Source organism: Enterococcus avium, from assembly GCF_002891025.1.
Classification (GTDB): Bacteria; Bacillota; Bacilli; order Lactobacillales; family Enterococcaceae; genus Enterococcus_A; species Enterococcus_A avium.
The window spans coordinates 172,148-196,867 of record NZ_NBSL01000003.1 but is presented as its reverse complement, the minus strand read 5'-3'; the positions used below and the strand labels follow the sequence as shown (position 1 = coordinate 196,867).

At 40.0% G+C, this 24,720-nt stretch carries 16 protein-coding genes and 1 riboswitch; of the genes, 12 read left to right on the top strand and 4 right to left on the bottom strand.

Going from position 1 to position 24,720, the window contains the following annotated elements; all coding sequences use genetic code 11:
• Position 1 precedes the first annotated feature (1 nt).
• Positions 2 to 128, top strand: a riboswitch (cobalamin riboswitch).
• A gap of 114 nt (positions 129 to 242) precedes the next feature.
• On the bottom strand, positions 243 to 1,130 hold the full coding sequence (locus AUF14_RS16610) for a LysR family transcriptional regulator (RefSeq protein WP_102866192.1): 888 nt from the start codon (positions 1,128 to 1,130) through the stop codon (positions 243 to 245).
• 800 nt (positions 1,131 to 1,930) lie between these two features.
• On the opposite strand from AUF14_RS16610, the gene AUF14_RS16605 reads away from it, so the two are divergent.
• On the top strand, positions 1,931 to 2,113 hold the full coding sequence (locus tag AUF14_RS16605; RefSeq protein ID WP_218109283.1) for a hypothetical protein: 183 nt from the start codon (positions 1,931 to 1,933) through the stop codon (positions 2,111 to 2,113).
• A gap of 127 nt (positions 2,114 to 2,240) precedes the next feature.
• Here AUF14_RS16605 and AUF14_RS16600 read toward each other — a convergent pair whose 3' ends face one another.
• Together AUF14_RS16600 and AUF14_RS16590 are read right to left on the bottom strand one after the other, a co-directional pair.
• Entirely contained in the window at positions 2,241 to 4,790 is a 2,550-nt protein-coding gene (locus tag AUF14_RS16600) for a Cna B-type domain-containing protein (RefSeq protein ID WP_016179039.1), read from the bottom strand.
• 229 nt (positions 4,791 to 5,019) lie between these two features.
• Entirely contained in the window at positions 5,020 to 5,574 is a 555-nt protein-coding gene (locus AUF14_RS16590; RefSeq protein WP_016179040.1) for a hypothetical protein, read from the bottom strand.
• 722 nt (positions 5,575 to 6,296) lie between these two features.
• Between AUF14_RS16590 and AUF14_RS16585 the strand changes: the two genes are divergently transcribed.
• The 8 genes from AUF14_RS16585 to AUF14_RS16550 all read left to right on the top strand — a co-directional run bounded on the left by AUF14_RS16585 (position 6,297) and on the right by AUF14_RS16550 (position 19,968).
• Positions 6,297 to 8,036 carry a SpaH/EbpB family LPXTG-anchored major pilin gene (locus AUF14_RS16585; protein ID WP_227656372.1) on the top strand — a complete coding sequence of 580 codons (1,740 nt, stop codon included), beginning with the start codon at positions 6,297 to 6,299 and terminating at the stop codon, positions 8,034 to 8,036.
• A gap of 37 nt (positions 8,037 to 8,073) precedes the next feature.
• On the top strand, positions 8,074 to 12,210 hold the full coding sequence (locus tag AUF14_RS16580; protein ID WP_016179042.1) for a SpaA isopeptide-forming pilin-related protein: 4,137 nt from the start codon (positions 8,074 to 8,076) through the stop codon (positions 12,208 to 12,210).
• 4 nt (positions 12,211 to 12,214) lie between these two features.
• Positions 12,215 to 12,910 carry a pilin N-terminal domain-containing protein gene (locus AUF14_RS16575; RefSeq protein ID WP_016179043.1) on the top strand — a complete coding sequence of 232 codons (696 nt, stop codon included), beginning with the start codon at positions 12,215 to 12,217 and terminating at the stop codon, positions 12,908 to 12,910.
• Positions 12,911 to 13,061: 151 nt separating this feature from the next.
• Positions 13,062 to 14,816, top strand: a complete 1,755-nt coding sequence (locus AUF14_RS16570) for a sortase family protein (RefSeq protein WP_016179044.1) — start codon at positions 13,062 to 13,064, stop codon at positions 14,814 to 14,816.
• A gap of 89 nt (positions 14,817 to 14,905) precedes the next feature.
• Positions 14,906 to 17,017, top strand: a complete 2,112-nt coding sequence (locus AUF14_RS16565) for a glucosaminidase domain-containing protein (protein WP_016179045.1) — start codon at positions 14,906 to 14,908, stop codon at positions 17,015 to 17,017.
• The gene (lepB, locus tag AUF14_RS16560; protein ID WP_016179046.1) at positions 17,004 to 17,579 is read left to right on the top strand and encodes a signal peptidase I; all 576 of its coding nucleotides are present in this window, start codon (positions 17,004 to 17,006) and stop codon (positions 17,577 to 17,579) included. Before AUF14_RS16565 ends, lepB begins: the two co-directional genes overlap by 14 nt.
• Positions 17,580 to 17,602: 23 nt before the next feature.
• Complete coding sequence (locus AUF14_RS16555; protein WP_016179047.1) at positions 17,603 to 18,370, top strand: hypothetical protein; 768 nt, start codon at positions 17,603 to 17,605, stop codon at positions 18,368 to 18,370.
• A 2-nt stretch (positions 18,371 to 18,372) separates the two neighbouring features.
• Positions 18,373 to 19,968, top strand: coding sequence for a hypothetical protein (locus AUF14_RS16550; RefSeq protein ID WP_070503271.1), 1,596 nt, complete (start codon positions 18,373 to 18,375; stop codon positions 19,966 to 19,968).
• Between the two features lie 284 nt (positions 19,969 to 20,252).
• Here AUF14_RS16550 and AUF14_RS16540 read toward each other — a convergent pair whose 3' ends face one another.
• The gene (locus tag AUF14_RS16540; RefSeq protein WP_102866189.1) at positions 20,253 to 21,503 is read right to left on the bottom strand and encodes an IS110 family RNA-guided transposase; all 1,251 of its coding nucleotides are present in this window, start codon (positions 21,501 to 21,503) and stop codon (positions 20,253 to 20,255) included.
• 407 nt (positions 21,504 to 21,910) lie between these two features.
• Here AUF14_RS16540 and AUF14_RS16535 point away from each other — a divergent pair, with 407 nt between their 5' ends.
• The 3 genes from AUF14_RS16535 (at position 21,911) to AUF14_RS16525 (ending at position 24,651) form a co-directional block, all read left to right on the top strand.
• The gene (locus AUF14_RS16535) at positions 21,911 to 22,294 is read left to right on the top strand and encodes a DUF7006 family protein (protein ID WP_102866188.1); all 384 of its coding nucleotides are present in this window, start codon (positions 21,911 to 21,913) and stop codon (positions 22,292 to 22,294) included.
• 238 nt (positions 22,295 to 22,532) lie between these two features.
• Positions 22,533 to 24,074: a helix-turn-helix domain-containing protein gene (locus tag AUF14_RS16530; RefSeq protein WP_102866187.1), complete on the top strand. Its 1,542-nt coding sequence runs from the start codon at positions 22,533 to 22,535 to the stop codon at positions 24,072 to 24,074.
• Positions 24,075 to 24,357: 283 nt separating this feature from the next.
• The gene (locus AUF14_RS16525) at positions 24,358 to 24,651 is read left to right on the top strand and encodes a hypothetical protein (protein ID WP_016179051.1); all 294 of its coding nucleotides are present in this window, start codon (positions 24,358 to 24,360) and stop codon (positions 24,649 to 24,651) included.
• The last annotated feature ends 69 nt before the right edge of the window (positions 24,652 to 24,720 follow it).

Here is a 24,720-nt window from a genome sequence, read left to right as displayed (position 1 = left end):
TTTAATACAATTGAGTGCGTAATAGTCGTTATGACTTGATGGAAGTTGGTGAAAATCCAACGCTGTACCCGCAACTGTAAGGATCGTAGTATCCAAGTCAGGAACATCGTGAGTGCTCAATCACTTTTTCGGGAGTAAGAAAGTGGCTATAAAACCATGAAAGTAGCCGCTTTGTCTCAAAACAAAGCGGCTTTTTGTTGTTTAAAAAGATTCCCCAATCTTCTTAAACGCTTGAATAGAAATCAGATCCATTGGACTTTGGCGGTCTTTGAGTGGGCCTGACTTTGTTGACAGATAAGCGAATACAAATTTTGAATACTTTCATGGTTGCTGCTTGCTTTATTGATTACCACATTAACAGGTTCATTTGTCGAAAGCTCTTTGATGATCGAAATTTGTTTTGAATCAATCAAATGTCGAATTCTTCCTGCTCGAACGATGCCCAGCATGCTATTGTTCAAGACGGCTTCTTGCACCACTTCATCACTTGTTGAATCGATGATTTGCGGTGTGTTAAGTGATTGCTTAAAGGAGTTGTGGTAGTTATAATATTCAGATTGATCCACAACGATTGGATAACGTTCAAAATAATCCTCCAGCTGGAAATTAGAACGATAATATTTTGTATTGATACACAAGACAACGCTTTCAAAATCGATCGTTTCATAATTCAAATCAGAAGATGCGATATTGCCTGAAATAATTCCTATATCGATCTCATTTTTTAACAACTGACTGATTGTTTCTTCGTTGCTAGAACCATGCAGCTGAAAAGATAGAGTCGGATTTTTTTTGCTTATTTGACGAATGGCCGGTAAAAAATAGCGAAAGCAATAGTAATCGTGTCCCTGTAGCTGGATTAGATAATTCTTTCCATATTCGCTAGGAATTCCTTCGATCAGATTCACTTCTCTCAATATGTTGATTGCACGTTTATATAACTGTTCTCCTGCGTAGGTCAATACATATTTTCCCCTGCGTTTCTCTAATAAAATGGTCCCTAGATGTTCTTCTAAGCTGCGTATATGCTTCGTGACTGTTGGCTGTGAATAATTCAATTTGATTGCGGCTTTAGTAAAATTCAATTCCTCAGCAACGACTTGAAACGTTTGCAATGTTCGAAACTCCATAATCTCCCTCCACTTATATTTATTCTAAAAATAATTTCCATAAAAAGCATTTTCGTTAAAATTATTTTTAACATTACTTCCATTATAATATAAATAGAGCCTATTGTATAGGGAACGAACGGTGGTCTAGCCTAAGAATGAATGAGGATAAAAAAACTTATTTTTACTTTGGAAGCGCATGACGTCAGGATCAAGAAAGGGTAAAATGATACATATTTTATACGAATCGTTCCTCATTAATAGCTCGCCGAAAATAAAAAGAATAACTAACTAAAAAATAGAAGACTCTTGATCCTGTTTTTATTTTTCTATTTTGGCTATAGTAGAGGAGTGAGGCACTCTCAGGATATATAAAATAACTTAAGTTGTTTGTCACGTTGTAAGATATTTTGAGCTTAGATGGCGCTGATTAAAATGAAAAACGGCATATTTTATTTGTAAACAGACGATTTGTTCACTTCTTTTAGCGGGTAATCTGTCATAGCGAAACAAACACCAGCAATATTTTCAACTATAAGAAATATTTGATAAAGGATAAACAACGAGAAAAAGCAGCGAAGAAAGAATCTCTTGTTATTAGGAAATATCAGCAGTTTTTCTGAAGCGGGTCAGAATACGATAAACATAAAACTAAAAATAACAACAGATGTTTTAAGGAATCAGAGAATTCCTTTTATTGAACGCGACACTACTGTTATTATTTGTAAATCATTCTGTCATTTTTTTGCCTTTATTTTAGTTAATAATCAGTGAGGAAACGTTGTTAACTGAAAGTATAAAAAGAAAAGGTTGAGAGTATGATGAAATTATGTATTGGAATGAAGTTAAAAGCAGTAAGTGTCCACGGCGACTATGTTGAAGGAGAAGTGTTGAGTATTTATCAACGAACCTTTGTAATCGTTTCGAAAAAGGACGCAAAACGATATTTAGTTCGGCTAGACACACTAAGTGAAGACTTATATACACAAGACGTTCCTGCCTGAGGGAGCAATACTACATAATAAAAAAAGGAGCTGCCCTAAAAGTCTTTTAACCTTTTTGGCAGCTCCTTTTGGCGAATAAACCGTGACTCATAGATGGCCTTTTTTTTCTTGGAGTTGGACTGTTAGATTATCGTTCGTCCTTGACGAAAAATCTTCTACGCAGGTGAACTAAAAGGACGCCTAATAGAAAAGTCATTCCCAAAATCGTTATTGCGGTCGAACTTTTCTCTCCAGTATTCGGATAAGCTTTAGCTGCTTTGCTTGTATTATTTATGTGCGTGTTCACGATAACAAAATCAAAGGGTGCCTGTTCAACAACTGTTGAATGGTAATTTTTTGGGACGTCGATGGCTTTAACGGTATAGTTCGTCTTGTTTACATTGGCGTCCTGTTTTGGAAGATTTTTCCAAGAATGGCTCCAATGATTACCATCATTTAAAATTACCGGGTCTCCATGTTTTTTATCGCGATCGTAAAGCTGTACCTTAACAGAAGAGGGGCGATCCTTTTCTCGATCGTTGTTATCATTCCATTGTTGAGTGACATTTACTGATGGAATAGTCGGGACTTCTTTATATGTGTTCGTTATATTAAAGCCCTCCACCTGACTTGAATATCCAGAGACGGGCTCTTCATTGACTGTGTAAACGATTGGTTGACCATTTAGATTTTTTGGCAAGTCAGTGAATTCATAGTCCCAATTATCATTAGCGGTAACTTGTTTAGTCGCCACCTGCTCGCCATTTGCTAACAGTAGGACGGTGATGCTGTTGGGTCTTTTTTTATCACGATCGTTATTGTCTTGCCAGTTTTTGTGCCCCTTAACGGAGGTTTGTTCTGGTGAATGGGTATTGGTAACGATAAAGCTATCGTCATTTTGTTTAGACACAGTAGAGGTATAACCAGGTACTGCCGTTTCTTCCTCTATTGTATAGTTAATTGCTTGTCCCTTGTCATTTTTTGGAAGCCCTTCCCATGTGTGGGCCCATTGATCGGCGCCAGAAACAGAAGCTTCGTCGATTTTTTCTCCGTTAGCTAGAAGTGCTAACGTAACAGCTTCCGGTCTTAATTTATCCTGATCATTTTGATCGTCCCAGACCTTTTGAACATTAATGGCTCGAACTTCAGGTGTGTGGGTGTTGGTAATTGTACTCCCTTCAATAGTAGTGACATAATCAGGCACGGCGTTTTCGGAGACGCTATACTCGATTTCCCGTCCATTTAAAAATTTAGGCAGGTTGGTGAATTGGTAGTGCCAATCGTCTTGACTCGTGACCGTTTGACTTTCCTGAAAGGCGCCGTTGGCCAGCAGATTGACGGTAATTTGATCCGGACGTTTGCCATCTTGGTTGTTTTGATCCCGCCAGTTTTTTTGTCCAGAGAATTCGGTCGTTTTTGCCGGATAGTGATTGATGATGTCAAATCCTTTTACCTCGCTGCTATATCCTTCTGGGACAGTCGTTTCTTGCACAGAATAGCCATATTCTCTTCCAGTATTGTCGTATTTTGGTACTGAAGGAAAGGCGTAGCTCCACGTTCCGTCCTGGCTTTCTGAGATAGTTGTTTGGCGATAGTTTACGCCATCTCGCAGCAACGAGACGGAGATAGTTTCCGGTCGTGTTTGGGAATCATTCTCTTCGACCTCCCAAATTTTCGTTCCCGAAATGGTAATCAGCTGATCACCTTCACCGCCGCCGCCTTGGCCATGATAAGTAGCGGTGGAAACAGCGGTATCGATAAAACTTCCGTTATCATAAGTAGATGCGGTGTTGTGATATCGATTATTGGCTGCATTATATAATAGCCGCGTTTGATAATGGATGACTAAAGAAGTCGTAGCTGTATTATTTTGTTCCTGCACACTGGTCAATTTCCCAAAGCTAAGACTGAAGGTCTGCGTCCCGTCTGCCTGTTGCGTAATAACTGGCTCAGTATGTTCAGTAGCTAAAGGAGTTCGGCGCCAATTTCGATGAATGACTGTCATCGATCCAGGAATATAGTCCTGATTGTTCTCCATAATATCCTGAAGTGTTGCATTTTCGACTGGGTAGCCGCCATTATTGACCGTTAGTGTCCAATTGATAATTGTGGGGTCTGTATCCTCGTAGGATAAGCTCTTGGCGATTGCACTTGTGCCAGAGCCGCCGCCTGAGCTGCTTTTTGAAAAATTTAAGTGAACCGTGTTGTTTGGATTGGTCTGTGTCGGAAAGGCCAGATCATTTCCAGTTTCATAATTTAACTGACTGCGATTGAAGGTAGCCCAAAAATTAAAATTAATTCTTAAATTGTCATAGGATTGAGCATCAGAAGTAAACTGGATTGAAATGATGCCATTGCTGATGGTAACATCCGCCAAATGCACGCCAGTTGGTGTATTGATGCTGATTGGTGTTGTCGTTGTGTAATTCAGTTCTTTAGGTAAAGACATGGTGTAAGGCTGGTCTGTAGTGATGGCGCTGCCATTTCCCAAATTTAAATTATAGGTCACTTGAACAGAAGAAGTATCGCGAATTCTATTGGTTCCGATGGGGCTGTTTGCATCAGCAAGAGCCACGCTTGTAACAAATTGTGAAGCATCCAGGTTTTCTGCTGCATAAACGTTGGTTGAACCTAGCTGAATAAATAGATTGCTTAATAAAAAAATGATACTAAAAAGGGATTTTAACCTTTTTTGCATGGAAATCTCTCCTTTAGGATTCTTGTTATCAAAAGTATAAAGGGGAAATTACTGAATCCAAAGAATTCTGCCTATCCAAGAAAAGGACTTGTACTAGAAGTGGTCAGCTTCAAGAAATTTCGGCTCATTTTTCGAACAAGCTGCTTCTGTAATACCGCTTGTTCGAGAAAGGGAGATATGACAAGACTTTTGTCATATCTCCCTTCTGATGGATTATCGGTTCATTGAACTAAATAAAACTTTCTAAAAATTCTGTTGCGACTCGTTGAAACGATTCATCGTAGTCGATTAGTAATTGCTTTAAGGGCTCTGTTTGACTGAATTTTTGCCCTTTACTTTGAACCTCCAGCAGTAATTCCTCACCATTTAAACGAAAATCCACAAACACTTCATCGTCCATCGATGTTTCTAAATAATCAATCATGGATTCGAAATAACCTTCTGCTAACGGCTCCGCAACCTCCAACAAGACATGCTCCATCAAGGCCTCAACCTCTGGATTTTTATATAAAAGAAAATGCTTGCTGACAAATGCAGAATCATAGATGTTCTCGATCTTAAAATCTAGAAATTGCAGATACTCTTCGACTTCTCCAATTTTTTCTAAACTATCTAAGACAGTGCGTAGGATTTGCAGGAGGGCATCATCTAAAATCGCATCAAACTGCTCATTGGGATAATAGGTCTCGATCACTTTTTCTATTTCAAAAAAGCTTGCTTCGATTTTCTCAAAGTAGCAGCCCTCTGGTTGGTCTTTTACAAAGAAGCTCACTTGCATACTCATTTTGATCACCTCATTGAGAAAAATGATTGAACAGTTAATCCATCCGCTAAACTCGCACAAGGATTACTTTTTTTAGTTTAGCATATTCGAAAATAGTTTTTGCATTTGCTGCACGGATGTTGAAATAGGGAAGGGAAAGTAAAACCATCTATGTATGATCAACACGCCATGGATGGTTTTTTTGAGTGCTTCCCCTTGGACTAAGAAGTTTATTTTATAAAAAAGTAAACATATCGTCTCGAAATAAAGTTTATTTATGTGAAATACGCCAAAAAAATAAAAATCGTCCTGATTTGTGACTCTTGATTAAATAACCATTGAAATAATAATAAAAATTATCAGCAGAGAATCGCTGTCTAATAATAACCCCTATCTTGTGAATCTAAAAAACGACCCTTCTATCACTGACTTTTTTGATGAGAGAAAACGACAGTTTTTGAAGAAAAACCTTATTTAATCCAATGTTTATTTATAAAACTAGCCGAAATGTTAAGAAAAAATAATAGAAAAATAAACGTGGCGTTTTTACTAAATAAGCCTCAAAGCGTAACAATCATAGACGATTATGACGTTTTTTAGGCCTCAAAATAATCAATAATGACTTGGAAGAAAGATTATATATTTTTGAGGAGGAAGGCCATGCATCAATAAAAAGGAGTGCAGTTGGTTTGTTGGATAGTCAAAAGCAAAGTTACTTACGGTTTGTAAAAAGAAAGTAGGTTATGAATGTGAAAGGCAATAAAAAAATAATTACAAAATTTGTCGTGGCGACTACATTATTTACTACTGCAGGAGTTGTGGCTCCTGTAGTTGGTTCTTTTTCTGTTTACGCTGCTACGACGAATCCTGTTGCGGATAATACCTCAAAGCGTTCTATTACACTTTGGAAATATCAGGTGAAGGATTTATCTGAGCTGGGAGAACGCGGAGACGGTGAAAAAGACGATACAGTAACGAAAACACCATTAGCAGGGATCAAGTTCCGTATTCAACGAGTAACACCAATTGGAGATGCTGCGTTGACAAATCCTTTAGTTCAAAAGGAAGGAACAGATTATACAATCGATTCTTCATTTACTGCTCAAACAGTTACCACTGGAGCTGACGGCTCGATCAAAGCAGAATTAGGCACGGGGAATGCGGCAGATGGGATTTATCTGGTTACTGAATTAGAAGATGATCGTGGCGTGTCTCCAACATTCGCAAAACCTGCGGATCCGTTCTTTGTTCAAGTTCCGCAAACAGATCGTGATGATCTCGGCTCATTGATTTATGACGTTCAGGTACAGCCTAAGAACATCATGGAATCATTACTTGAGCCTGATAAAACAGTCGAAGAAGGAAAAGGCTTCTCGAATAAAGCTGGAAATCACTTCACCTGGGAAGCAAATGCTAGTTTGCCAAGTGGCTTGTATCAAGTAGCTTCTCAAGACATGGTTATTACACCAGTCTACGACAAGGATGGCAATCAAATCGCAGATAAGCCTGTTTCAGCAGGAGAAGAAATCTATGCCGATTACTATACGATTCGCGATACGTTGAACGAAGCAATCATGCTTGACGGCCTTACGGTAAATGTTAAGACGGAAACAGGTAATTGGACAGCTCTTACTTTAGGAACAGATTACACGGTTACTTTAAACGGTGCTTCTAAAACCGCTCACCCGATCACTGATTCTTCTACGAATGAAAAAGCAGTTGTGGTTAACTTGACCACTGCGGGGATGAAGAAAGTAGCTACTGGAAACAATACAAAGATTCAAGTTGTCTTTGAAACACATACGGACAAAGATTTCAATGGTACGATTCTCAATCATATGGATGTTGACTACTTGAGTCCAGGATTAGAGCCAGTCGAAGTTCCTTCACCGCCAGAAGAAGATCCTGAATACTACACAGGTGGTTTTGATATTAAAAAGACAGCAGAAGATGAAGCAAAATTATTAGCAGGGGCAGAATTCCACCTTGCAATCAGTGAAGACGATGCGAAAGCTAATAAGTTCTTAGCTTCAGATGGAAAAACATATACGCTAAATAATGACGGTACGACTACACCAGCATTGCCAGCAGGAACGACGCTGTTGAAAGCAACTTCGGATGCACAGGGGCTAACGGAATTTAACGGATTAGAGTTGAACTGGTTTACAGACACAGATGGCGATGGTCAACAGGATATTGGAACTGAACCAACATTTACTGAAGATCAAATCAAACGTGATTACTGGGTAGTTGAAACAAAAGCACCTGATGGCTACGAATTATTAAAAGCGCCTCAAAAAGTTACTGTTAATTTGGCGAGTGAAAATGATTCAACAATTGAAGCAACCATCGTCAATGAAACAAAAACAGATCTACCATTTACAGGGGGCGTCGGAACGACCTTATTGATTGTCATTGCAATCGGCGCAATCACAATCGGTACTGCGGCAGTAGTGATTGATAAAAAACGCCAAGCCAACTAAGAGAGGTTCTGATGGAAAGAATGAGGTGACTTAAGACATGAACAAACTTAAATTGAATAAACTTGTCGCCGTTCTGTTTCCGGTTGTGCTTGTCTTGTTGGTTATTTGGGCAATTCCACACACTTCTACATTAAAAGCTGATGATGGCAACGCTACTAAAGAAACAGCAAATGCAGAAGTGATCAGCGTTCCAACCGAAGTGACAAAGAAAAGCTTGAAGGAGTTGACCGCTGCTAATTATGCGCCAGAAGATTCGTTAAATAAACCTGTCTATTTTAGTTCTGATACATCAGAGGCGACAGTATTAGCTGCCGATGATCCCATTCAAATGGGAGAAGGAAGAATTAGCTTAAAGACAGGAACAGCGACTTTTGATGGTGATGATGCTCCTGGACACGATTCAAACGATACGAATACAATTGTTCGTTCATATGATCAAGTTATTTATCTTGTTTCCTTTACTATTCAAAATAGCACGCAGGATCAGGATTATACAAATATTCGTTATCGTTTGAAGGCAACATTGTCCAACGCAGTGACAAAGGATGGGAATGGGGTTCCGCAAGTCAATGGGGAGATTGCCAACGGAACGTATTATGATCATGCGATAAATGATGGCACACAGTATTCCGAGGGGATCATGGAATCTACTATCAGTGATACGGGACAAGTCTTTGTTCCCGTTGTTGTAAATGTTTTTGACGCTAAGCATGGGACTGAATTAAAGCCAACGTTTGAATTAGAAGTTTTGGACGCCGAAAATGCAGAAACAGGAAACATTGAAGCAATCAATACTACGTACGATTCAGAGTTCACAGTACCTGAGACAACGGTGTCTGCAAAACCATCGGTAGCGATTCAATTGGTTCAAGGAGATAGAAAAAAAGGAACAGTGGTATTTGGAGGCAGCAATGCCAATCTGGATGCTTATGATGTTGCAGCGATCACTGTATTACGACCATTAGATGGCAGAGCAGCAGGAGATTATCGTGGAACAACTTTTCCTAGTGGTCCGATCACTTACACTATCAAACAAAAAGGGACGTATCAAGTGAACGGAAGTGCAACGACGAATAATTTAACCTCGTCTCAATATGCTAATTATTCAGTTAATGCATATGCGCCGGCAACTTATTCTCGAACGGCGTCCTTTACCAAAAATACTGAAACGGTAAATACTAATGTATTCACGAATCCTCTGGCAGCGCCTAACGCGAGTACCGGAAAAATCTATTCCTCTCAACCTGAAGGAAATCTTGCTGAGATCGGGGTATATGAATCTGGCGACTTTGAAGTTACCAGCAACGGGAATGTGACGAACAAGAATTATGCTGGGGTTGTAAATCCGTATACCTATAACATGACTGGTACTAGAATCTCAAGCAGTGCAGCGAAAACCTTTTCTAGTCTGGAATTAATTATGGGCTGGGATCGTACCCAAACAGAATCACTGGCTCGTTCGAATAACTGGAATCGTTATGATATGACTTTCTATGTAGATTCGGTCTCATATGATGGTCTAACGACTACAAATAATGCCAGTATCAGTTATCCGAACATCGTGACACCATCAGGAGCCTATACGGGAGGTCCGGTATTCGGAAAAACGAGTGACCCAGAGGATATAACCAGTAATCTGACTAACCTAGATTTAAATGAACCTTCACCTGCAGTCAATACCGGCAATGCGAGACTGTCTTCTGGCGATTCTATCGTTGGATTCAATTTTGTAGGAACTACCAACGAGGCGGTCTATGAAATAGATTCTATGCTGATGTGGGACCCTAGTGCACTTGAATATGACAAATCTAGAAAGACTTATTCACACGCTGAATCAGATACTGTGAAATTCATGTATGGGGTAGCGAAGAATTTTTCGAACTCGCCACCGGCAACCATGCAGGTTCAGTCGTTCACTAATACAGAAACATTGTACAACTGGTATTCAACACCAGAAGCAGCTGAAGCAAGCGGCGGAAAAATTTCCGCTGTTGCCTGTTACGCAAAAACCTCAATACCAACAGGCTGGAAGGGCATGCAAAGAGTCCCGCTGAAAGTTATTCAAATGCAGCCGGGAAATAAAACACCAGCAGGAAATCCTTTGGTATTGTTGAGTACCATGCAGTTTAAAGATAATAATGGTGGGATTATATATGATCCAGTTAGAGATTCACCAGGATGGCTCAATAATGGAAAATATTTGCCAACGATCTTTGATGCCAATGGGAAGGCAACCTCTTATCCAATGTCCTATGTCTGCACGATCGGAGAGTCTGCCTATGTAAATCCCTTTAGTATTTTAACAAAAACAGAAGTCGAGAAAGAGCTTTACGATACATCAGAGACGATTCCAATAAAGGTAACAGGAACGCTGACTGGAACTAGTTCCGTAAAGTATGATGGCGCTTTGACCACCACGTTACCAAAAGGAATCCATTACAAAGCTAATTCCAGTAAGGATGCTAAAGGAGATGACTTACCAGAACCCACGATTACCAACAATGCAAATGGGTCGACCACCCTTCGATGGAATTTCTCGGATATGCCATTAGCAACAGGCGTAGAAGTGAATTTCAAGGCAACATCGGATTTTTCAGAGCTAAGCTTTGATTCTAGCGGATTTACAGGAAATTTAACGGTTTCCACAGTGGGTGAAATGTGGCGATCGGGCAATACTGCAGTGAAGGATGAAGCAGTTGCAGCGATTCGCTCATCCTCAGATACGTTCAAAGAAAATCTGATTCAGCAAATTATCGTCAGTAAAACGGGAAATAAGAAGACGATTGAAGTAGGTGATGACAAGCCAGTTGGAACGAAGGATGCAATCACGTATGAAATGACCACTAAAAATGAATCCGCACAACCTGTTACGGATGTAAGAATCGTTGATGTACTTCCATATAATGGCGATTCAAGAGGCACCATCTTCCATGGAAGCTATACCGTCACAGATGTCGACGTTGATGATGAAGATGCAGAAATCTATTTCACAACAGAAGCGGCCGATGAAGAGGCGGATCCTAATGATATTGATAATTGGACACTTTATACAGCAGGAACTTCGGATATTTCTAAAGCGAAAGCCTTTTTAGTCAAATCGGATTCATTACCTGTCGGAAAAACGATCACTTTGTCTGTCACTTTGGACCCGTCTGATCAGAAACCTGGAGATATCTTGGTGAATAATGTGAGATTTAATTCTCATTTAGATATGATGGTTCGTTCACAAAACTTCGAAACGAAGGTTTACGGAAGAGACCTTTCTGGAGTGGCGTGGTATGACGATGATTCGGATGGTTTGATCGATACTGCAGAACCATTTGTAAAAGATATTCCTGTCAAGCTTTATCGGACCAGTTTAGATGATGAAAACTACAAGAATGAATTGGTAAAAGAAAGCTTAACTGGCGAGAAATTTGTTGATGATTCAGGAAATTCTTTGATTAAGACAGATGCCAATGGGAAATACCTATTCTCAAACTTGGCTGAAGGAGAATACATTGCTGAATTTGTTGTAGGTGATCAGGTAGTTCAGAAGAAATTTTCTGTAACAGAGCCTCTAGTGGGAGATGATCCGACATTAAATTCTAAGGCAGATCAAGATACCTTCAAGACCGACGAGTACACACAGCCCAAACTATCGGACTTAGCTACAGATAAGAATTTAACTAATGCTACTCACCATGTAACAGATGTCAATATTGGTTTGATCCGTCTTTCTAGTATCCGTCTGTTCAAATATGAAGCCGGCAGTGCCGTAGATGCGGATTCAGACGGCTCACTCAGTGATACAGAAAAAAGTACCGGAACGCCTTTAGCAAGTGCGACCTTCGATCTTTATAAGGGCAACGATCAAACTGAAAAGATTGGAACAGCAACCACTGATGCAAATGGTTACTTGAATTTTACCGGCTTGGCACTGGGAGATTACAACTTGGTGGAAACCAAAGCACCTAAAGGCTATGAGCTGATAAAAACACCGATAAAGGTCACGCTCGCTGAAGCCAATCAGACGGTCATGGTTTATCAGGACAATGAAAAAACGACAGAGCTGCCACATGCTGGCGGCAATGGACCGATGGTTTGGCTCTTAGGTATTGCTAGTGCTTTAGGTTTAGCAGGACTTGGCGCTTTGTATCACTACTATCGTCAGCCTAGAAAGAAAGGAGCGTAAGAAAATGAAAAAACGTATACTCATCTTTTTCACGCTCCTGTTCTTGCTGGGAGTAGGAGCAGGTCCGTTACACTCGCAAGCTGTGGAGAACGCATCGACTCCTACCAATGGTTACGCGATCTCTATTTTGAAATACAAATTGAGTGAGGCAGCAGCTCTTTCGACAGAGCTGCCCTTAGATGGAACCAAGGCAGAAAAGGTCACCGATAAAAACGGAAATGCCTTAGAGCCTTTAGCCGGTATTTCCTATGAAATTACTCGGGTATCACCCGTTCAAGGAGAATCAGCGTTTGCTCCGGTGGAAGGGACGGATGCCTTTAGCGTAACCGTGACCACTGATCAAAACGGATTAGCGCGAGTTGATGGGTTAGCGAGCGGTACGTATCAGGTGGTTGAAAAAGAAAATAGTTTACTAAATTCTGTGATGGAACCGGTCATTCTAGAATTGCCTTTACCGCAACGAGAAGGTGAGGCATTAAGTGAAGTTTACCTGTATCCGAAATCAAGTGTGGTGGGTCCTTCAGAAGAGACTGTAAATGAAGACAGTGTCAATACGGGTACCCAGACGGCTTCAGACAAACTCCCGCAAACAAGTGGAAGTATTGGAAACGCCCAGCCGCTTTATCTTATCTTGGCGTTTATCGTTGTGATGGGAGCGATCGGGGTAAAGGTTCTCAAGACAAAACATCATAAATTTTAAAAGGATTGTTGCACGGGGTAGTCCTAAAAAAACTACCCCCTGCTTTTTTAGAAAAGGTTATTGAAACAAACGTTTTTAAGCAATCATACATAAGAGCTGAGGGGAAAAACAGGAACCACTCAGTGAGTAAAGCGATGGGAGAGGAGCTGCCATGAAGAAAAAAAACAAGAAAAAGAAGCATTCCTTCTTGATGGTGTTTGCAGTAACAATGATTACCGCGGGCTTTTTGGTCCTCCTTTATCCAATCGTTGGGAATTATTTAGCTAATCGGGAACGAAGTCAAGCAGAAACAGCTTACGATCGAACCCTAGAGGAAATGACTGAGACAGAGAAAAACACGCAATACGAATTAGCAAAGAAGTACAATCACTACATTTTTGAAAAGCAGCAAGGAAAAAATCCTGAGCCTGCAGTATATAAAAGTATTTTGAAAAATCGTTCGGGTGTTATGGGGACGATCGACATTCCAGCAATTGATATCAAAGAGATGCCGTTTTATCACGGTACCTCCTACAAAACATTAGATAAAGGATTAGGACATTTTGAACCAACATCCATTCCGATTGGCGGGAAAAATACCCGCTCAGTCATCACTGGTCATAGCGGTGTTAAAAATCAAGTCCTTTTTACAGATGTGCGCAACCTCACGGAGGGTGATCTGTTCTTTATCAATATATTAGGCAAACGCTTAGCGTATCAAATCGATTCATTTGAAGAAATCTTACCCAATGAGGTTGAAAAAGTAAAAATCACACCGGGGAAAGATCAAGTGACGCTGCTTACCTGTACGCCGCCTGGGATCAATACCTATCGACTATTGGTTACAGGACATCGGATTCCTTATAAGGATGCCATAGCGAAAAAGGTCATAAAGCGGAATTTATGGAGTTATCAGAATATCGTTTTAGGGACTCTAGGAATCAATATTGTGCTTTTCTTGATTCTTATAGTGATTTATCGCTTCTGGCTAAAACGATTTCGTTCAGCTGATCCTAAAATCTCCGAACGAGGGCGAAAAAATCTGAAGCGGTTGTTCCTTGTGACCAAGACGTATTTTGCATTGATATTTGTCAGTATGCTGACAATCTTAGCCATCGCTTTTTATGGCTATCTCCAAATGCAGCACGATACCGTGGTCGAAGCGGCAGATGTAGGGGTAGAGGAGACACTTAGTGATTACAATTTGAGCAAAATTCAACGCGCCAATTATGAGGAACGACAAATAGCTAGTGTGAACGTTGCAGATTATGCGTCTGCGAAGAGTGCGCTTCAGCAATCAACCAATAATTGGGGCATCGGTAAACTGGTAATTCCTGATCAATCGATTGACCTGCCAATTTTAGCAGGACTGGCCAATCAGAACTTGTTGACAGGAGCTGCGACCTTTCGCCAGGAGCAGCAATTAGGCAGAGACAATTATGTTTTACTCGCCCACAACATTTACGAACAGGATGTCTTGCTTCACCGAATTAAATTTTTGAAAACAGGAGACAAAATCTATACCACAGATTTTAAGGACGTTTATGTCTATACGGTCTCATTAAATAAAGTTGTCAAGGAATCGGAAGTCTCTTTCATCGAGAAAAACAAACCAGGTACACAGCCTAAGCTGACGCTGTTGCGCTGTGAGGGGAATATTGGAACGATCTATCGTCGTGTCGTTCAGGCGAATCTGCAAACGATAGAGCCTGTTCAAGAAATGAACGCAGGAGAGCTGTCTTCCATAGGATTAAAGCAAACAACAAAGAAATCAGATGGAAAAATGGTGAAGAAAAATCCAGTCTCAGCCTTTCAAAGCTTCGCGATGGCTGTAGCTGCGAGATTTGTGAAGGAACCATTACAGACGATTTTACCGATGTTTCTATTCTTCATGCTGCCGATTCTGTTTTTCAATCTTCTGCGTTGAGGCTGGTTACTCAAAAGAGAAAATTGAATTGTCACTGAAAAAAACCAATAAACAACTAACTATAGAAAAAAACAAAGAAGGTGGATTACATGAAAAAAAGCATTTGGAAAATTTGCGCAGCATGTTTGAGTGTCTTGCTTTTACATAGTACCTTTGGGCAACCATTACAGGCTGCGGATGAATTAACCTCTGAAACAACAATCACTTCGACTGAATCCTCAGCAAATGAAAAAATATCCGCAGAAAATTCTGTTACGAGTTCTGAACAGCTTCAGGAGTCGGCGACTGTACCAAGCGAGTCAGCCGCTGAATCATCAAGTGTTTCTAGTTCGTCGTCAATGACTTCGGAGAATACGGCAACATCTTCTGAGCAACCAGCAAGTTCTAGTACAGAGTCTAGCGGCGGGCAATCAGAATCCAGCACGGTACCTTCTAGTACAAAACCGACAGCTTCTTCAACAACCTCGAAGCCGTCTACCAGTACCACACCTAGTAAGGAACAAAGTGCGCCGTCAACTTCTAAAGAGACATCTGCCGGAAGTACGCAAGCAAGTCAAGAAAACAATAGAAATAACGAAAATCAGATAACAGCTGAAAAACAACCAGCTCCTGCGACGACTGCACAATCTGCGCCAACGGCAGGAACCGGAGATACCGCTGCGGCGGCTACACAAACTGCGGCTGTCCTTTCACAATTAGATGAGGTTACCTTGGATGAATCCCTACGTGTAAGTGATGTTTCAGAATCTGATTTAAAGGGCTTTGAATTACCACTTTTAAAAGCCTTTGAAGACAAAAGCAAAGCAGTTCTGGTTTATGAAGGGATAAGACAGGTTGGCAGGTACCAAGTAACGACTGCAGAAGCAGATAAGACAGGTCAGACCTTTAAGACAACAGAAGAGTTACTTCATCTGATCACAAAAAATCTCTTTGGCGAATCGGCAAAGACAGCTCAAAAAGTAAGTATTGCCAATGAAAAAAAACAGCCGGGAGATTTGCTTTATAAGGATGATCAATTGTTTGGTTTGTATTTAGGCGGCGACCATTACTTAGTTGCAGGTGATCCGAGTGACAAAGAAAAAACGGAAAATCCAGAACAGGCCGATCATAAAATCGGAAAAATTGCTCTTTTTTCTGACCAGAAAGACTTGGAGCAAACACTGCAGGTACAGCGTTTAAGCAACAGCACCTTAACCACCTATGGCAAGGAAGTAGAAAAAGCTTATCCAGCATCCATGGACTTTACAGAAAACGAGCAAACCCAAGCCTTCATTGAAACAATTGCAAAATCGGCTCAAAAGCTGGGACTCGATTATGATGTGTTTGCCTCAGTGATGATCGCTCAGGCAATCTTGGAAAGCGGATCAGGTACGAGTACCTTAGCGGCAGCTCCTAACTATAATTTATTTGGTGTTAAAGGGAGCTACGAAGGCGCTTCGGTGAATTTTTCGACTCAGGAAGATCGAGGAAATGGCGATATGTATACTATTCAGGCGGCTTTCAGACGTTATCCTAGCTACGCAGAATCGTTGGGGGATTATGTGACTCTTATTCGAGGCGGCATTCAAGGAAACGAAGAGTATTATCAAGATGTTTGGCGCTCACAGGCGAAAAACTATCTACGATCTGCAAGTGCATTAACAGGAAAATACGCGACCGATACAAGCTACAATCGCAAAATCAGTTCATTGATTGCCGTTTATCACCTTACCCAATACGACCTGCCGATTCCGGAAAATAAAGTGACTGGAACCCAAACAAGTGCAGTCATGCAAGGAAAAGAAACCATCCCGGCGGCTTATCGTGAGAAAATGACTTACCCAGATTACGACGGGAAAAATTATAATCTTTCGGGTTCTTATCCCGTCGGACAATGTACCTGGTATGCGTATAATCGTGTCGCTCAATTGGGCAAACGAGTAGATGATTATATGGGAAATGGCGGGGAGTGGGGCGCCTCGGCCAAACGCTTAGGGTATCAAACGAGTCAAACACCAAAAGCAGGATGGTTAATCTCCTTTAGTCCTGGGACAGCCGGATCTGATCCTCGCTATGGGCATGTTGCCTTTGTAGAGGCTGTTACCGATGAAGGAATCTTGATTTCTGAAGGAAATGTGGTAGGAGGAACGATCATTTCTTATCGCATCATTCCAAATAGCTTGGCTCGTTCACAGCTGGTGACCTATATTGAAGCAAAATAACTTGAATCAGCAGACCGCAGATCTTGGGAAGGAACAGGCGGTAGATTCAAAGTTTGCTAGTACACCAGAGAGTAAAAAGAAGAAAGTCAAAAAAAGACTAATACTGATCCTTGCTTTCCTTGGTCTAGCTACTCTGGGATTTTTCCATACGAGGTATATTATCCATCCTGTTTCTGGCAGCTCTATGGAGCCGACAATCCACGATGGTGCCCAAGTGGTGATTGAAAAAACGCAGAAGGTTCAACGGTATTCCGTTGTGGCCTTCTCCGTTTCAAAGGAACCGGGAATGTTTGTCAAACGAATCGTAGGTATTCCCGGTGATTCAATTCTTGTACAGAAGCAGACGCTGATCCTTGATTTAGGCGGAAAGGGCACCTTTCAGTCGACTCTTCGCCTTGAGTTGAGTGAGTCAATTGCAGCTGAACTGGCTGGAAAAACAAGAATTCCGCCTAACTGCTATTTTATGCTAGGCGATAACACCGACGTTTCACAGGATAGCCGTAGATTTGGTTATGTTAAAAAGACACAAATCGAGGGAGTGCTGAAAAGTATTTTTCCTTGATGCTAGAAAAAGGAGGACGCCTCGTGTTTGTTATAAATGTCATTGGTGTCGTAATGATTGTGATGGTATTTGGGGTTTTGGTGCCACGTTTGTTTGTGCATTTTCAATTAACAAAAGTTGAAAAAGACCCGCAGCATTCTCAAGAATTCCGTCGAAAATTACGAATTGTACAGCAGCTGGCAAGTCAAAAGAACACTGTATTTCTGCTGGTAATCAGCTGGTTGCTTGCCACAGCGTTGTTGCTGTTAATGATCTCTTATTTTCGAATGGAAGATCAATTAGCAAAAACGCAGCAACGCGTTGTTCAAGTAGAAGAAGTTGTACAAAGGGTGAAAAACGAACAAAAGATGCTAATTTCAAAAGTACCGCTGCGTTCCTATCCGGAAGAAGGGTTGGGACTAGAGAGCATGGCTTGGGAGAAGGTCTTCGACGAGAACCAGCAGGAGTCACTGCAGCCAAAAATTGAAACGGAGCTGTCACAAAAGCTGGCGCCGTATTTTGGATTGGCACAAGCGATTGTTTCCATCGACGTACCCTCTCAAACGTTGAGTCTTTCACTGACTGGAAATACAGAAAATGAAGACAATCAAAAAATGATTGAAGCCAACGTGAACACCTTTATAAATGAAGCTAAGACGATTCCTAAGCTGACACAAATTCATATAGAAGTCTTAGTTACCGCGGAGGAAAAAGACAAAACAGTTTATAATGAAACGTTTTTACGCAAAAAGGATGACCAGAAATTTTCAAAAATAGAGAACACATCAAGTGATCAGAAAGGAAAAGGATAATCGTGGCAAAAAAGAATGACGGTTGGTTTTTTACCAAAAATATTATTGATGAAATCAATAATGTATCAGAGGATTTGTTTCCTGAAGAAGACGCAAGAGGAACAGATCAAGTAACAGAACAACAAGAATCTCTTGCAGAGCTGCAGCAAACCATTCAACAGTTGCAAACAGAAAAGCAACACCTGCAAACGGAACTAACGATGAAAGAAAAACAAATGAGGACTTCAAATGAAGGAGGCCAAGAGCAGGAAGCGCAAACAGCAAAGCTTCAAGCAGAAAAGACACAGTTAGTCGAAGAGAATCAACAGTATCAAGCTCAATTGACTGAGCTGCATCAGAAAATCGAAGTTTTGAAGGCTTCAGTAAAAAAAGAAGAAGCAACAGAAGGACAGGACAAAAACGAGCTGTCGCTTCAACGTGCGAATGAAGCTCTGAACGAACAGGTAGAAAAAATCACAGTGACAGTTAATCAATTAAAGGAAGAAAAACAAATCTGGTTGGCTGAAAAAGACGAATTATTGAATGAGCAAACCGCTGTTTTAACCAAATTGGATGAAATTCAAAGTCAACGAGAACGCGTGCTGTCAGAACTGGTAAAACAAACCACGCAGATGGAGCGTTTGCAAAAAGAATACGAGAATGCTAATGCTGTCAATCAAAATTTGACGGTGAAGCAAGAAATGCTGCAACAAAAAATAGCAGAAATAACGCGACGAAATACGAAGATACAAGAATCAAATGACGAACTGACAGCAGCCTGCGAAATGAAAGAGCATGAACTAATTGAGCTAAAAAAAAGAGTGGAGGAACTTCAACAAACCTTCGAGAACACCCAGCAGACATTTACACAGCTAAAAGAAGAAAAAAATACTTTGAATGAAGCTTTGGTAAACGCACACGCTGAAATTCAGCAGCTCCATGAACAATTGAAGCAAAATGATGATCAAGTCAAAGAACTAATGGAAACAAAGTGTTTGTTGCAGGATCGGACAGATGAGGCTGAGCAATTGAGCGGTAAAATCGAGCAGCTTAATGATGAAAAAGACGCTTTGACTACCCAATTAGTGAAGGCGACTAGAGAAACAGTTCAGCTACAGGAAAAATATGAGGGAAAAGAACAAGCCTTTCAAGAGCAGCAGGAACAATTAGCGCAGCAATCCCACGAATTGTATGAGCTGAGACAACAAATCGAAACAGAGAATTCCGCTCAAACAGGTGAGAACGATTTGTATGTTGAACTGCAGGAAAAAATCGCTGACCTAACTTCGCAAAATGAACGCTTGAAGCAAGAAGTCACTCAGGCTCAGCAGGAAATCGGCGAGGTCCTGCTTTCTGCCAGAAAACAGGCAAGTCAAACGATCGAAGAAGCACAGCTAAAGGCAGAACAAATCATTGCCTCCGCAAAAGTAGAGCTGAAGGGTATGAGTCGTCATGCGAACAAAATGTTAAGTGAAATGGATGATTCCAAAGAAGCAGTGCTAACAATGTATGAAGAGCTGCAGGAAAAAATGGAACAATTAGTCAAAGAAACGATGCCTCTAGAGCTTGAAGAACTGCATGTGCCTAGACAAAGGGATGAAATTTCAGAAGAACAATAGGAGTCTCAAGGGTAAGTGCAAGAAAAAATATAGCGTTTGGTTCAGTAACAATTATGAGGAGAAGGCATTCGTTGGAAAACAGTTTAAGTGTGACGCATTTGGTCAAGGAAGGCTGCTAAACACACGTCTTCCTTGGCTAAATCAGAAAAAGTCTAATGGTGATAAGTCAAGATGAAATTTGAGATTATTTTTATTGAATAGACTATTTTGAAGCGCACTGAACTAAACCCGACTAAAATCAATTTTTTTCGGGCGTTTCAAGGATTTGCGTCAATAACAAATTGTTATTTATCTATCACGCTCCTTGGTGGCGTGTAGAGTTGATGGTTACGTAGTAGCGTATCCACCAAACGCGTAAATTTTCTTGCGGTTAAGACGAGTGCTCGTTTGTGTTGGTGTTTAGGTACCTCTTTATACTTGCTTTGATAAAAAGCTTTATATTCAGGAAGATAATTTTTTACTGAGTTGGCAGCTTCAACTAAGTAATAACGAAAATATCGATTCCCTTGCTTGGTCAGAGGTGTATTTTGAGACTGATAGTTTCCAGATTGTTTAACTTTCCAACTTAATCCAGCGTACTTCGCCAATTTTGTTTGATCTTCAAATCGTTCGATTTGACCAATTTCAGCGATCAAACCAGCAGCGTAGACTTTTCCAATTCCTGGAATACTGGTTAAACATTGATATTCTGGAATGACTATAACTAATTGTTCAATTGCTTTATCCAGCTCTTTGATATTCTTTTCAAGAGCCCGCATTTCACAAACAAGAACGCCCAGAACAATATCAATAGATTCTTGGGCTACAGTGCCTAAGCGATAGCTTGATCTGATGGCTCGTTGAATAGCCTTGGCAATTTTCTCGGGTTGTTTGAAACGACCTCTTCCTTTTTCTTGGATTAAGTCACTGAAAGCTTCCAAAGGAAGCTCAGCCAGTTCATCTAACGTGAGGTCTTCTGTCATTAGAGAAATCACTGTAGCACTAAAAAGACTAGTAGATTCGTCTTTCATTTCACGAACAAGTGTGTTGCATTTGTACGTTAGATTTTCAAGAAAGTGTTGCTTTGTACGAGTTAGTTGCTTAATTAATTGATAACGAGTTCGGGTCAGACGCTGTAACGCCATGTATTTTTCTTCTTTAATAGGAGACGTGGTAAAACGTTGAATGCGTAGAAAGTCAGCAATTCTTAGCGCGTCATTACGATCTGTTTTGTCTTCATCAAACATGCGTCTAAATTGTTTAATTCGAAAAGGATTTTCGATAGTTACAAGCGTATTGAGCTTTTTTAGTTCCTCGTCTTCATGAAAAAACATTGAAGGATGGAAACTGTACATGGACGTTGATTCCATGCCAATTATAATTTGATCAAATAGGTAATTCTCATTGAACTCAAGAATCATTTCTCGTGTTAATGAAGCACCTTCAATGTCATTGGAGACTGAGATTTCAGACAATGTAGACAACTGATCGTCGTCAGTTAGGAAACAGACATCTAACTTTTCAGAACTAACGTCAATACCGACAAATAATTTCATGGAAGAAGGACCTCCTTTCGATCTAAATTTTGGAAAATGCTTCGATACTGTGGGATTTCCCAGAAGCTCACTGTGTAACCACAACCTCGCCTAATAGAATACGGTGATAAAAGAGCTAGAAGCTGCCTTCCAAACTACTATCTGAAAGTCTAGTCCATTATCGAAACAGCTAATGAGTTGGTAGTGATAACAGTGGTTCGGGTAACAGACTTTGCAAGGTAGACAAAGCTACAGGAGGGCATAGCAAATTCCCGTTGGATCCTTTCCATGAATCCATTGTACTCTGAGAAATCACACAATAACGAAACAAATTCCGCAAGGAATGTGTTATTCAATAAATTTTTCGATTCAGAAGCATTTTGATTAAAAAGTATTAGACAAAAACTATTTTACGAGGAGGGAAGAAGATGTTAAAGCAAACACTTCAAATTAACAATATAGACGACTATTTGTACTATTTTATTGAAAAAGCAAATGAACAGTCATTTGAAATAAGGTTTCCTCAGGTCAAGGAGCGTATTCTGCAGAATTGTGCAGAGTTAAAAAATAGAATTGCTTCAATTGATGGAAGAAACTTTTTTCAACATTTAGCACAAATCAATGGACTGGAATCGGAAATATGGATCTTAATTGAAATGTGCAGCATCGCAGATTCAGAAGGAGCATCTATTTTTTCAGAGGAAGAAATATTAACAATTGATCAAAATGATTTCAAAACCTATTTCAAGGAAAAATGCGGAATAAACATATTAAACACGCCGCCGCATTCCTTGCACTTTTTAACAAAATAATAGACATCAAGAAGCGAATCGTCTTTTTTCTCACTAAAATCAGAGAATATTTCGTCAATGAGACTCATTCAAGGGTATTTATTCGTACAAAAAAGATAGACAGCCAACGAGTTTTTAAAGTTTCTTTTAAACCTCAAAGTGTTTTGTCTATTTTTTTACACAGTGAAGCAGATAGATTGAGTCGGGTGAAAAAAGGTGATATATTCTAAAATTTATCAGGGGAAAAGGAGGAATATCAGTGCTAGATTCTTTTATCAAAGGACAAGATCAACTAGTACAGCAGCTTTTTTTATACTATTATCGATCCTATCAAAATTCATTTAGCTACAAGGAATTGATCGATGAATTGGATATTACATATCCAATGTTAAAACATGCGTTAGATCAGGTAGAAGCCATTCAAGCCGGCTATCCTGAGTTTTCTATAGATCGAGGAAGTCGTACAGTAACGATTACTTTCTCAGAAAAATTTTTATTGAACAAGATTCGTGTGAATTTGACCAAAGAAACGGTGCCATTCATTATCTGGAATGCGGTTTTCTATCAAAAGTTTACGTCGTTAGATGCCTTCAGCCAGAAAAATTATTTGAGCCGCCGCACAGTCCAACGTCAAATAGCCGCTTTTGGCCCGATTCTGGATCGTTATAAGATCGGATTAAATCTGAAGAAAAACGATCATTTAGAAGGGGAAGAATATCGTATTCGTTACTTTTTTCATAGTTTTTACTGGCACGTGTTCGATGAAATTGAAAGCAACCGGCCACCGATCACGGAAAAGAGTGCTTCAGAGATTTATCAAAAAATAACCGCTTATTTTCCATTTATCCGACATGCGGCAAAGGAACGTTTCATTAATCTTTTAGCAGTATCGGTCACGCGGATAAAGCAAGGGCACGTGATTTCTGAAGTACCGGATTCGGTGAGAAAATTCTACAATCCGTTCATGGCGAAGGGGGCCTTTGAAGAGAAGCTTTTATTACCGTTTTTTGAGGCGAATTTTCTTTTTTCTAAGGATTTAACCAAGGATGAATTACTGTATCTTTATTACATGTTTACGATAGGTCAAAGCTATCCAATTGATTCGATGCAGAAAATCCAATTGCAATCACCGATGTTTTTGAGTAATTATCGTCGCCTAATTGACGATTGGATCTCGTTGGTAGAAAGTCAGCTGAAGTTTCAATTTGGAGAAAATGAAAAGAAATACTTGTTCGTAAATGCCACCTATGTATTTTCATTTCTGCTTTCTTTTGGACTTAGTAATCAAATTGATTCCTTTGGGGATTACCTATCCGTGTCAGAGATGGAGGAAGAATACCATTATTTGTTCGCCGTTTTAGACGATATTGCACCTAAAGTAAAAACTGACAATCCAGAATGGACCGAAGCTTTGAAATCGAACTCGTTCAAATACTACACTTCTCAGTTGTTGTATTACATTCTAATGGATTACGATATACCGATTCGTGTGGCGATAGAATCAAAAGGACGGGGAATTGAAGAAGCCTTGCAGAAGCAAAAGCTTGTGCGCTTGAGTCCGCGGCCAATAATCATGGTGCGAATCAATGAGGAACCTGATGTGATTATTTCCGATTATGCGATTGATCTGTCAAAATATTTTTCATCAGATGTCCCTTACCTGTTCCAATGGAGTGAAAAACAGTACCTGCCTGATTGGGTGCGAGTGATCACCTTTATAAATGAGGTTCGGGAGCGAAAATACGCCCGATTACTGCCAAAGAATGTTGAAGAGGAACAAACCAGCGAACATAGACGTTAAAAATGAAATATTAGGAGAAAATTTTCAGAGAATTACTTTATAGGATTAGAAAATTTTTTGACTTACACACCCTAGGTAGAGGGAAACTTTACTTGGGGTTTTTGGATTGTCGAGAATCCTAAGCGTTCTATTGAAGCCATAGGCTTTTTAATATCAGTATAAAAGAAGATGATGGCTTCCATTTTTTACTGTTTTTACAATGAGAACAAAGAAGCTAAGCAAACCGCTTCCTATGAAACGGGTATCATAGCGTATACTCAAGAAAAAAATAGGAGGAAGGGTTATGAATACTTATGTTAAGGTTATTGACCGGAACGGAGAAGATTATTATTTTGCTGAGGTGGAGTACGAGAAAGGGATCATTGGAATAAGCAGGCATCGGGGCTTATATAAAGTGAGAGAAAGAGAAATTTATCCTTGTGATGTTCGAGAGATTATAATTGAAAAAACAAGTGAAGAAAGAACCATAAGCTTTTATCATGATAAAGAGCATTATACTTTTTTTGATTCTGGTAATGGCATTGTGTCATTTTTGAATCTAAAGGTAAATCCACTATTCTTTTCAAAAGTGATCTAAGGGTGTAGGAAAACATGATAAATAAGAGAAGAATCTGGATAGGTGCGTATCGGGATTCTTTTCTTTTTC

What these genes read in the sequence shown, in the direction of transcription:
- AUF14_RS16580 (WP_016179042.1), top strand. Translation starts at nt 8,074, where the DNA reads ATGAACAAACTTAAATTGAATAAACTTGTCGCCGTTCTGTTTCCGGTT.
- AUF14_RS16575 (WP_016179043.1), top strand. Translation starts at nt 12,215, where the DNA reads ATGAAAAAACGTATACTCATCTTTTTCACGCTCCTGTTCTTGCTGGGA.
- AUF14_RS16535 (WP_102866188.1), top strand. Translation starts at nt 21,911, where the DNA reads ATGTTAAAGCAAACACTTCAAATTAACAATATAGACGACTATTTGTAC.
- AUF14_RS16525 (WP_016179051.1), top strand. Translation starts at nt 24,358, where the DNA reads ATGAATACTTATGTTAAGGTTATTGACCGGAACGGAGAAGATTATTAT.
- AUF14_RS16585 (WP_227656372.1), top strand. Translation starts at nt 6,297, where the DNA reads ATGAATGTGAAAGGCAATAAAAAAATAATTACAAAATTTGTCGTGGCG.
- AUF14_RS16610 (WP_102866192.1), bottom strand. Translation starts at nt 1,130, where the DNA reads ATGGAGTTTCGAACATTGCAAACGTTTCAAGTCGTTGCTGAGGAATTG.
- AUF14_RS16600 (WP_016179039.1), bottom strand. Translation starts at nt 4,790, where the DNA reads ATGCAAAAAAGGTTAAAATCCCTTTTTAGTATCATTTTTTTATTAAGC.
- AUF14_RS16540 (WP_102866189.1), bottom strand. Translation starts at nt 21,503, where the DNA reads ATGAAATTATTTGTCGGTATTGACGTTAGTTCTGAAAAGTTAGATGTC.
- AUF14_RS16570 (WP_016179044.1), top strand. Translation starts at nt 13,062, where the DNA reads ATGAAGAAAAAAAACAAGAAAAAGAAGCATTCCTTCTTGATGGTGTTT.
- AUF14_RS16605 (WP_218109283.1), top strand. Translation starts at nt 1,931, where the DNA reads ATGAAATTATGTATTGGAATGAAGTTAAAAGCAGTAAGTGTCCACGGC.
- AUF14_RS16590 (WP_016179040.1), bottom strand. Translation starts at nt 5,574, where the DNA reads ATGAGTATGCAAGTGAGCTTCTTTGTAAAAGACCAACCAGAGGGCTGC.
- AUF14_RS16565 (WP_016179045.1), top strand. Translation starts at nt 14,906, where the DNA reads ATGAAAAAAAGCATTTGGAAAATTTGCGCAGCATGTTTGAGTGTCTTG.